This is a genomic window from Granulibacter bethesdensis, assembly GCF_001889545.1.
GTDB lineage: Bacteria > Pseudomonadota > Alphaproteobacteria > Acetobacterales > Acetobacteraceae > Granulibacter > Granulibacter bethesdensis_B.
The window spans coordinates 2,728,954-2,738,877 of sequence record NZ_CP018194.1 but is presented as its reverse complement, the minus strand read 5'-3'; the positions used below and the strand labels follow the sequence as shown (position 1 = coordinate 2,738,877).

The following is a 9,924-nucleotide window of genomic DNA, read 5'->3' as shown; positions in this document are numbered from 1 at the left end:
GGGTTTGCCGTGTTTCGTCAGTCTGTTTCAGCTCGTCACTGCCTTTCGGTGCTGTCCGCTGCGTTCTGTGCGGTTGCTGTTCCGTTTCTGTCGGGCTGTGGACCCAGCTATTCCCCCGATACCTACGCTGACCGCGCGATGCAGCAGGCCAACAAGGTTGAACAGGGGGTGATTGTTGGTGTCAGGCCGATCGGGGTCAGTATTGATTCGTCGATGGGTACCGCGACCGGGGCTGCGGCTGGCGGTATCGCAGGGGCGCAAACGCCGGGCGGGGTCGGATCTGCTTTCGGGGCGCTAGGTGGCGCGCTGGTCGGTGGGATTGTCGGAACCACTGCAACCCATGTGGTGGGTGATACCAAGGCATGGGAATATATCGTCCGGAAAACCAGCGGTGATATGGTCTCCGTTACCCAGAAAGATCAAAAACCGCTGGCGATCGGACGTAAGGTGCTGGTGATTGGCGGCAATCAGGCCCGAATTGTGCCTGATTACACGGTTCCCCTGCCGGACAGCAAAGCAGATAATAAACCTGCTGCTTCAACCCCATCTGCAGAAAAACCCGCAGCTGATTCGACTCAACCTGCGGAAACCCGGCCGGATGTGACATCCACCCCGCTTCCGGCTCCGCTCAGCGCCCTGCCTGCCGCCCTGCCCGGCGATTCACCCCTGGTAAAGCTAGCCACTATGGCCGCCAGGCTGGTGCTGCCGGATGCCAAGCCCTGACGAATCCGGGCAACAGCCTCTTTCTCAAGAGACTTGCTTTCAGGCCCTCCTCCGGCGCATGAAGCGCGCATCGTTCGCTGCGCGCGATAAGTCAGACCTGTCGAGCCGACCTGCCTGCAGGCAAGGTCCTGCAAGGGTTGGCGTTTCCTGAACGATCCATAGATGACCTGTCCCGTTCCAGCATCGCGCGTGGATCGTGACCGATCCGGCATGCATATGCCGGCTGGAGACGACTGTGACAGACGTGACATTTGATAGTTTTGGACTGGCCGAGCCTATTCTTCAGGCGCTTCAGGCGGCCAGTTTCCACAAGCCGACCCCGATTCAGGCCGGTGCCATTCCTCCTTTGCTGGAAGGCCGTGACCTGCTGGGGATCGCCCAGACCGGAACCGGCAAGACGGCAGCTTTCTCCCTGCCTTTATTGCAGCACCTGATGCAGAAGCGGGAGCGTCCGCGGGCTTTTTCGACCCGCGCCCTGATTCTGGCCCCGACCCGCGAACTGGCCGTGCAGATTGACGATAATCTGCGCATGCTGGGTGGTGAGCTGCCGATTCGCCGCGTTCTGATTCTGGGTGGCGTCGGCCGCAAGCCGCAGGTGCAACGCATGCAACGCGGTGCTGATATCGTGATCGGCACGCCGGGTCGTATCTGCGATCTGATGAGCACCAATGAACTGCTGCTGGATCAGGTATCGCATTTTGTTCTGGATGAAGCAGACCGGATGCTTGATCTCGGCTTTATGCGCGACATCCGCAAGGTTCTGGCCTCCCTGCCGGAAAAGCGGCAGTCCCTGCTGTTCTCTGCCACCATGCCCGGTGAAATCGGACGTCTGGCAGAAGGGCTGCTGCGTAATCCTGCGCGCGTGCGGATCGCGGTGGAGGAGCCGACTCCCGACCGGATTGCCCAGCATGTGCATTTCATCGAAAGCACCGGCAAGCGCGTGCTGTTGACCCGTCTGCTGGCGGATCGGGCGTTGGAAAAGGTAATCGTGTTTACCCGCACCAAGCATGGCGCCAATCGTGTCGCTGAGCATCTGGAAGAATCCGGTATTCCGGCCGATGCCATTCATGGCAACAAAAGCCAGAATGCTCGTCAGCGCGCTCTGGAGCGTTTCCGTAGCGGAGATGCACGGGTTCTGGTGGCCACCGATATCGCCGCCCGTGGTATCGACGTTGCCGGGGTGTCACATGTGGTCAATTTCGAACTGCCGAACGAGCCGGAAAGCTATGTCCATCGTATCGGCCGCACGGCGCGGGCTGGACAGACAGGCATTGCGATTTCCTTCTGTGATTCCAGCGAGCGTCCGTTCCTGAAGGCTATCGAAAAGCTTACCCGTGTGAAAATGTCGGTCGCCGGCGGTGTCGAAAGCGATCTTCCGGCTGAAGAACCCCGCAAGCAGCCGCAGGCGCGCCGTCATCGTCCGCGTTGGCGCAATGCGGCCTGATTTTCACTCCGGTCAACTTGGCTGATTGACTTACCGGTCGGGTACGGGACAACACTTGCGAAGCCATGCCAATGATCAGCAATGTTTCCTGTACCCCTTCCTCCCTGCCCAATGACTCTCTTCCGCCTGCTGGGTCGGGCAAGCGGCGTAAGCTTGCGGTGGTGCTGTTCAACCTTGGCGGCCCGGACAGCCCAGCCGCCATCCGGCCCTTTCTGCTGAATTTATTCAGGGATCCCGCTATTCTGAGGGTCCCGTTTTTTGTCCGTCCAATTCTGGCGAGAATGATCGCGAAAGCGCGTGTCAAACCGGCCAGCGAGAATTATGCGCTGTTGGGCGGCAAATCTCCGCTGCTGGAGCTGACACAGGAACAGGCACACACGCTGGAACAGGCTTTGCCGGAATGCGAGGCCCGCTGTTTCATTGCCATGCGATACTGGCACCCGTTTGCTCGTGAAACGGTGCGGGAAGTGAAAGACTGGGATCCGGACGAAATCATCCTGCTGCCGCTCTATCCGCAATATTCCACCACGACGACGGGCAGTTCGCTGACAGACTGGCGGGAAGCCGCCGCAGCGGCAGGATTGGCAAAACAGACTTTTTCCCTCTGCTGCTATCACAGCGATCGTGATTTTGCTTCGGCAACGGCGGCCCTGGTGCGGAAAGCGTATGATGAGGCCCGCAACACCCTGCCGGATGACGTCCCTCTGCGACTGTTATTCTCGGCGCATGGTCTGCCGGAGGTCATCGTCAAGAAAGGCGATCCTTACCAGTTTCAGGTGGAGCGGAGCACGGCAGCCGTTCTGAGGGCTATGAACATGCCCGGCCTTGATCATCAGATCTGCTATCAGTCCCGCGCCACGCCGCAGGTCTGGCTGGGCCCCTCGACGGAAGAAGCGATCGATCGGGCGGTTGAGGATGGGGTTGCAGTGCTGGTGGTGCCTATTGCCTTTGTCAGCGAGCATTCGGAAACGCTGGTTGAACTCGATGTTGAGTATGCAGAATTGGCGCACAGAAAAAACATCAAGGGCTATTTCCGGGTGCCTACCCAGAATTCCGATCCGGGATTTATCGATTCTCTGGCCGGGCTGGTAAGGCGTGTGAGAGAGCATGGACCCGGCCTGTGCAGTTTTGCCGGGGGCCGTGTCTGCCCGCGTGTTCATCGCGATTGCCCCCACGGTGAACAGGGAGATACTCCATGAGAGCGGTGCCCTTGCGTCTGGTGATCTTCGATTGTGATGGCGTGCTGATCGACAGCGAAACCATTGCTTCCCGTGTCGTGGCAGCCAGCCTGACCGAAGAAGGGTTGCCGATGACGCCTGATGAGGCACACCGTATTTTTCTTGGCATGTCGTTGATTGATATGGTGCCTTTGATCGAAAAAATGCTGGGTCGTCCTGTGTCGCCCGGCTGGCGTCCAGCATTGGCAAGCGCGTTGCTGAAAGCGCTGGAAACCGAATCCGTCACTGTGCCGGGGGCAAAAGAGGTTCTGGAGGGGATGGCGGCGCTGGGTCTGGAATGGCGGGTTGCTTCCAACAGTTCCCAGGCGGAAATGGCTGTCAAATTCGCACGGACCGGCCTTAGCTATCTGACGGAAGGCCGGACATTCAGCGGGGGGCCGGGAGGTTCGCTCAAACCGAAACCCGCCCCGGATGTATTTCTGGCCGCGGCGGCGGATGCCGGCATTCCCCCTGAGGCATGCATCGTGGTGGAGGATAGTATTCCTGGCATAAGGGGGGCTCGCGCAGCGGGTATGGAGGTTCTGGGTTTCGCCCCGCATGATGACGGCGCCAGACTGAGGGCGGAAGGGGCCATTCCATTCAACGATCTGGCGGAACTGCCGGGTTTGCTACGCCCGAGAATGCGGATCGGCCAGGGTGAGGCGGCATGACCGTGTCGTTCCTGACGCCGCTCTATCCCTGGATCAAGGCGGCGCATGTGGCCAGCATGATTGCCTGGATGGCGGGCTTGTTCTACCTGCCGAGGCTGTACGTCTATCATTGCGCCTTGAAACGCGGATCAGAGGAGAGCGAGCGTTTCAAGGTGATGGAACGTCGTCTGCTGAAGCAGATCATCAATCCGGCCATGATCTCCACCTGGTTTTTCGGTATTCTGCTGGTTTTGACTCCAGGGGTGATCGATTGGGCGCAAGGCTGGTGGCACCTGAAACTGCTCTGTGTGCTGTTGATGAGCGGTTTCCATGGTGCGGTCTCGAAATGGCGGCGGAATTTTCTGCAAGACAGGAATGAAAAACCAGCCCGCTTCTACCGGATTGCCAATGAGGTTCCCACGCTGCTGATGCTGATCATTGTCACGATGGTCATCGTCAAACCATTTTGAAACGCTTCGCCGATATGGACTGTTGCGAAATGGTCATATCGCAGGGTTTTTAAAGAAACACCCATCAAATGTAATTGCGACTCATTATCATATTCAATAGTTAGGCCTCCTTGCTTGGCGTATCGTTTGCCTGCCGGGAGATCTTTATTATCGTGCCGAAACAGTTTTTGACGTGCCGTTCCTGGCTGACCACCGGTTCAGCCTTGACATGCCTGGTATTGCCTATGCTTGGCAGCATCGCCGCCAATGCGGCTGCGCCTGCACAACCGTCTTCGAACACCGATACGGCCGGCAGCCTCCCTGTTCTGAATGTCAGCGGGGAAGCCGTTCCGTCCGCCACCGCGCCGGTGCGCGGCTATGTGGCGGAAAGCACCGAAACCGCAACCAAAACCGATACGCCGCTGCTGGAAACGCTGCAATCCGTCTCGGTCGTGACAGCGGACAGCATCAGCGCCCGTGCCGCTCAATCGGTCAGCGAGGCGCTACGCTATACATCCGGCATGCAGGCTGAAGCCTATGGTAACGATCCGCGGCTGGATTGGATCCGCATTCGTGGCTTTGATGCCAATACCGGTGGCATCTATCTGAACGGGATGCGCTTTCCTTCCGGTGTTTACGAACCGTATGGGCTCGAACGCATCGATGTTCTGAAGGGACCGGCCTCGGTGCTGTATGGCCAGACGCCTCCTGGAGGGCTGGTCAATCTGGTCAGCAAAAGGCCGACCTCCACCCCCCTGCATGAGCTGAAATTGCTGGGGGGCAGTTTTGGCCGCATTCAGGGTCAGGCCGATATGAGCGACAATGTGCCTGGCACGGACGGAAAATGGTCCTATCGTATCACAGCACTGGTGCGTGATGCCGGAACGCAGGTCGATGAAGTGCGCAATGATCGTGTTTTTGTCGCACCCACTTTGACATGGCATCCGGATGCCGACACAACGGTGACGCTGCTGACCCATTATCAGCGCGACCATACGGCCGGCACACAATTCCTGCCGGCTTCTGGAACGGTATTGCCCAATCCGTATGGCAAGATTTCATCGACTCTTTTCAGCGGATCGCCGGGTTTCGATAAATACGATCGCATTGTCTATTCCGGCGGTTACGCTGCCGAGCATCGTTTCAACGATGTCTGGACCGTCAGGCAGAATCTTCGCTACACGCATACCGATCTGACGTGGTCCCAGGCTTATGGGCTGGGATTGCAGGCGGATCAGAAAACGCTGAATCGCCTGGCCTTTACCCAGAATACGGCAACGGATCTGTTCACGCTTGACAACCAGGCGCAGGCAAAATTCGGTACCGGTTTCGTCGCGCATACGGTACTGGCGGGCGTCGATTACAGCTTGCTGAATTACAGCCAGTATTTTGCGAGTGCGATGGGCACGCCCATCAATCTTTTCGCGCCCGTCTACACAATTCAGCCGCCGCTCGGCGCGGGAACCGTTACCAACCAGGATACGAGTCAGACAGGTATCTATTTGCAGGATCAGATGAAGCTTTGGAATCGTCTGCTGTTCACGGCCGCGCTTCGCCATGACTGGCTGCAAAGTGATACTACCAGAGCCTCGCAATCCCAGTCGCAACCGGATGGGGCATTCACCTATCGTGTTGGTCTCGGCTATTTGACACCGTTCGGACTGATGCCGTTCGTCAGCCATGCGACATCGTTTCAGCCGATTCTTGGCACGAATCTGTATGGCGATCCCTTCAAGCCGAGTCGGGGCAAGCAAACCGAGATCGGTTTGAAATACCAACCACAGAATCACACCAGCTTCATCACTGCATCCGCTTTCGATATCACGCAGAGCAACGTGCAGACCCCGGATCCCAATAACGCGGCGAATACGATTCAGACCGGAGAAATTCGGGTACGCGGATTTGAGGTCGAAGCCAATGCCAGTCTGGCGTCGGGCCTGAATTTGACCGGCAGCTATACTTACCTCGATCCCGTAATTACCAAGGCCAATGACGGGACTCAGGGAAATGAACCGACAGGCGTGCCACGCAATACGGCGTCCCTATGGATGGATTACAGCTTTCAGAAGGACGGTTCGGTTGCGGCCTTGGCTGGGCTCGGCTTTGGCGGCGGGGTGCGTTATGTCGGCAGCAATCCGGCGGGGAACGCCAATGTGTTTCGTGTTCCGAGTGTAACGCTCTTCGATGCCGTCGTGCATTACGATTTCGGTCAGGATATGCGGTGGCGCTTCGCGATCAATGCCAGCAATCTCTTCGATCGTACCTACGTGGCGTCTTGTGGTGGCATGACGTCCTGTTTCTATGGAATGCGGCGCACGGTGTTCGCCAGCGTGCAGTTGCGTTGGTAGCAGACAAGGAAAAAATCCGGAAACCGGCAGCGCTGCCAAGGGTGGTTTTGCTGGTTTCCTGATGAGCATGTTTCACTGAAAAGTCTTTATACTACTCAGCATCGATATGCTTTCTCGGTCCCGTTTGTTGATCGAAGAGGTGGATCATGTCTGGGTGGAAGACGGCCCTAAGCGATTTGGGCATGGGAACCCCGGTTTTAGCGAATACAAATGGCAAAGCCGGTCAGCTGACCGGGATCATTGTCAGCTTATTGCTGGTTATTGGTGTCGTGTATGCCGCTTTTCATCTGTCGAATGATCTGGAGGGTGTCAGTTATCCGACGGCTCTGCCCTTTGTTCTGCTCGGCATTGCTCTGGCGATTGCGCTGGGCTTTGAATTCGTCAACGGTTTTCACGATACCGCCAATGCTGTGGCGACAGTTATCTATACCAATTCGCTGCCTGCCCATTTTGCTGTGATCTGGTCAGGCGTATGGAATTTCCTGGGTGTTCTGGCTTCCTCGGGGGGTGTCGCCTTTACAGTGGTCTCCCTGCTGCCGGTGGAGCTGATTCTGCAGGTTGGCAGCGATGCCGGATTTGCGATGGTATTTGCCCTGCTGGTGGCAGCGATTTTGTGGAATCTGGCCACCTGGTATGTGGGTATTCCCAATTCTTCCTCTCATACTCTGATTGGCTCCATTATCGGGGTCGGTCTGATGAATCAGCTGATGGCCGGTCCGAATGGCACCAGCGGCGTGGACTGGGCACAGGCGGTGAATGTGTTGCGTTCCCTGTTGTTCAGCCCCATTGTCGGATTTCTGCTGGCTGGCCTGGGAATGTTGTTGCTGCGCAGACTGGTGAAAATTCCGGCCCTGTACAAGGCACCGGAAGGAAAACAGCCGCCACCCTGGCCGATCCGTGCTCTGCTGGTTCTGACCTGCACCGGCGTCAGCTTCAGCCATGGTTCCAATGATGGCCAGAAAGGCATGGGCCTTATCATGCTGATCCTGATCGGCACGGTTCCCACGGCTTATGCCCTGAATCATACCGTTGATGGTCAGAAACTGATCGCGCTGCATCATGCGTCCCTGCAGACAGTGCAGATACTTGATGATCTGTCTGCTGCCCGACATGCTCCTGCCGTATCATTGGATGCGGCCCGGAGCAGGGTGACGGCTGCGATACAGAAAAAGAAAGCCCTGCCCGATACGGCATCGGCGCTGGATACCTTGATCAAAGATGTGAATGCAAAGCTGGAAAGCCGGGGAGCACTGCGCGATGTGCCGCATGATCAGGCCGGCAATATTCGCAATGATTTCTATCTGATCAGCCATGCCCTGCCGTTCGTGGAAAAAACCGCTACTCTGACGCCGCAGCAGAAATCGATTTTCGAAACTTTCACGGCGCAGGCGAACAACGCCACCCAGTTCATTCCCTTGTGGGTCAAGGTCTGTGTTGCTCTTGCGCTGGGGCTTGGCACTATGGTCGGCTGGCGTCGCATTGTGGTGACGGTCGGGGAGCGTATCGGCAAGGAGCATCTGACCTATGCGCAGGGTGCAGTTGCTGAAAGCGTAGCGATGGGCCTGATTCAGGCAGCCGATATATATCATCTGCCGGTCAGCACCACCCATGTGCTGACATCCGGTGTGGCGGGTACGATGGCAGCAAACGGATCCGGTCTGCAGGCGAAAACAGTGCGCAATCTGCTCATGGCCTGGGTGTTGACCCTGCCTGCCTCAATCCTGCTGGCAGGCGGCCTGTTCTGGGCTTTCCGCAGTATGTTTACCGGTTAATCCGCAGCAGCAAGCTGGGGATTATCAAAAACCGGATTCTGAACCCTGTACAACGCGTCCTGAAGGGTTTCCGCCAGGGCGCGTTTTTCATCCTCTCCCAGTGAACGTGCCAGCTCGAATTCACCATCCCGGGATGACAGGATCAGTTGCGGCACGCGTCCCGGACGTTCCTCCAGCCGCAAACGCAGCCAGCCCGGTCGTATTTTCATATGGCGGCGTCGTCCCCGTGCGTCGATATGGGCGATGCCGGGATCAGTTCCATTCAGGATCACGATCTCGGTTTGGCGGACCGCTCTGGCATTCCATAGCAGAGCAGCGATCGCCAGCGGGGCTTCCAGCCCGGCAAAACCCGCCACGGGCCAGGCATGAATCATCAGGGAAAACAGGACACCCAGCCCGGATAACAGGCACAGCCCTCCACACACCAGCGCCAGCCCGCGGCGGGACAGGCTGCGATGCGGGATAATGATGGCTTCCGTGACCGGAAGCCCGTCAGACTTTGTTTCCGTCAATCGCCACATAAGGCGTGCATCATCCCTGCTTTCATCCTGAAACGCCACTGGATTTGCCTGCCTCTTGCCATAATCGGGTCAGGCGTGGTGTCTCTCCTCTCCATGTCCTCCTCTTCTTCTTTTTCTGCTGCCGATCCTGTTTCTGCCAGTCCGCGTATGACCAGGGCACAGGTGCTCGGTTTTCTGGATGCTCTTGCCAAAGCCAATCCGGATCCGAAAAGTGAGCTGATCTACACGTCCAATTTCACGTTGCTGGTTGCGGTTGTGTTGTCAGCCCAGACCACGGATGCCGCTGTGAACAAGGCCACACGGAGCCTGTTCGAACAGGCCCCCGATCCCGCTTCGATGGCGGCGCTGGGGGAGGAAGGGATAGCCCGTCATATCCGCTCCATCGGACTATGGCAGGCCAAGGCGCGGAATGTCGCGGCCTTGTCACAGCAATTGCTGGATCGTTTCGGCGGGGAGGTTCCTGCTGATCGGGAAGCTCTGGAATCCCTGCCGGGTGTTGGCCGCAAGACCGCGAATGTCGTGCTGAGCGTGGCGTTCGGTCAGCCGACCATGGCGGTGGATACGCATGTGTTCCGTCTGGGGAACCGTACCGGCATTGCGCCCGGCAAGACCACGCGCATGGTCGAGGATGCGTTGGTGGCCCGTATTCCGGCGGACAGGCTGGGCCTGGCGCATCACTGGCTGATCCTGCATGGACGCTATGTCTGCAAGGCGCGCCGTCCGGAATGCTGGCGATGTGTGGGGGCGGAGTGGTGCCGTTACCCGGCCAAGGTGCTGGTGCCACCTGTCAAATGAAGCAC

General features: G+C 57.9%; 9 protein-coding genes. 8 read left to right on the top strand and 1 reads right to left on the bottom strand.

Features of this window, described 5'->3' with window-relative positions; genetic code table 11:
- Positions 1–9 precede the first annotated feature (9 nt).
- The 7 genes from GbCGDNIH8_RS12580 (at position 10) to GbCGDNIH8_RS12550 (ending at position 8,603) form a co-directional block, all read left to right on the top strand.
- The gene (locus tag GbCGDNIH8_RS12580) at positions 10–723 is read left to right on the top strand and encodes an outer membrane lipoprotein (RefSeq protein WP_072573450.1); all 714 of its coding nucleotides are present in this window, start codon (positions 10–12) and stop codon (positions 721–723) included.
- 235 nt (positions 724–958) lie between these two features.
- Positions 959–2,167, top strand: a complete 1,209-nt coding sequence (locus GbCGDNIH8_RS12575; protein WP_072573890.1) for a DEAD/DEAH box helicase — start codon at positions 959–961, stop codon at positions 2,165–2,167.
- A gap of 65 nt (positions 2,168–2,232) precedes the next feature.
- The gene (gene hemH, locus GbCGDNIH8_RS12570; RefSeq protein ID WP_172822960.1) at positions 2,233–3,366 is read left to right on the top strand and encodes a ferrochelatase; all 1,134 of its coding nucleotides are present in this window, start codon (positions 2,233–2,235) and stop codon (positions 3,364–3,366) included.
- Positions 3,363–4,055, top strand: a complete 693-nt coding sequence (locus tag GbCGDNIH8_RS12565; protein WP_072573449.1) for an HAD family hydrolase — start codon at positions 3,363–3,365, stop codon at positions 4,053–4,055. The genes hemH and GbCGDNIH8_RS12565 overlap by 4 nt, the downstream gene beginning before the upstream one ends.
- Positions 4,052–4,504 (top strand): protoporphyrinogen oxidase HemJ, encoded by a 453-nt coding sequence (hemJ, locus tag GbCGDNIH8_RS12560; protein ID WP_072573448.1) that lies wholly within the window; start codon positions 4,052–4,054, stop codon positions 4,502–4,504. Before GbCGDNIH8_RS12565 ends, hemJ begins: the two co-directional genes overlap by 4 nt.
- A gap of 203 nt (positions 4,505–4,707) precedes the next feature.
- Positions 4,708–6,831 carry a TonB-dependent siderophore receptor gene (locus GbCGDNIH8_RS12555; protein WP_172822998.1) on the top strand — a complete coding sequence of 708 codons (2,124 nt, stop codon included), beginning with the start codon at positions 4,708–4,710 and terminating at the stop codon, positions 6,829–6,831.
- Between the two features lie 146 nt (positions 6,832–6,977).
- Positions 6,978–8,603 (top strand): inorganic phosphate transporter, encoded by a 1,626-nt coding sequence (locus GbCGDNIH8_RS12550; RefSeq protein ID WP_253805630.1) that lies wholly within the window; start codon positions 6,978–6,980, stop codon positions 8,601–8,603.
- On the opposite strand, the gene GbCGDNIH8_RS12545 is transcribed toward GbCGDNIH8_RS12550, so the two are convergent.
- Positions 8,600–9,163, bottom strand: coding sequence for a DUF2244 domain-containing protein (locus GbCGDNIH8_RS12545; RefSeq protein ID WP_072573446.1), 564 nt, complete (start codon positions 9,161–9,163; stop codon positions 8,600–8,602). The two genes, GbCGDNIH8_RS12550 and GbCGDNIH8_RS12545, sit on opposite strands and share 4 nt — an antisense overlap.
- 54 nt (positions 9,164–9,217) lie before the next feature.
- Between GbCGDNIH8_RS12545 and nth the strand changes: the two genes are divergently transcribed.
- Positions 9,218–9,919: an endonuclease III gene (gene nth, locus GbCGDNIH8_RS12540; protein WP_072573445.1), complete on the top strand. Its 702-nt coding sequence runs from the start codon at positions 9,218–9,220 to the stop codon at positions 9,917–9,919.
- Positions 9,920–9,924 lie beyond the last annotated feature (5 nt).

What these genes read in the sequence shown, in the direction of transcription:
- hemH (WP_172822960.1), top strand. Translation starts at nt 2,233, where the DNA reads ATGCCAATGATCAGCAATGTTTCCTGTACCCCTTCCTCCCTGCCCAAT.
- GbCGDNIH8_RS12550 (WP_253805630.1), top strand. Translation starts at nt 6,978, where the DNA reads ATGTCTGGGTGGAAGACGGCCCTAAGCGATTTGGGCATGGGAACCCCG.
- GbCGDNIH8_RS12565 (WP_072573449.1), top strand. Translation starts at nt 3,363, where the DNA reads ATGAGAGCGGTGCCCTTGCGTCTGGTGATCTTCGATTGTGATGGCGTG.
- nth (WP_072573445.1), top strand. Translation starts at nt 9,218, where the DNA reads ATGTCCTCCTCTTCTTCTTTTTCTGCTGCCGATCCTGTTTCTGCCAGT.
- hemJ (WP_072573448.1), top strand. Translation starts at nt 4,052, where the DNA reads ATGACCGTGTCGTTCCTGACGCCGCTCTATCCCTGGATCAAGGCGGCG.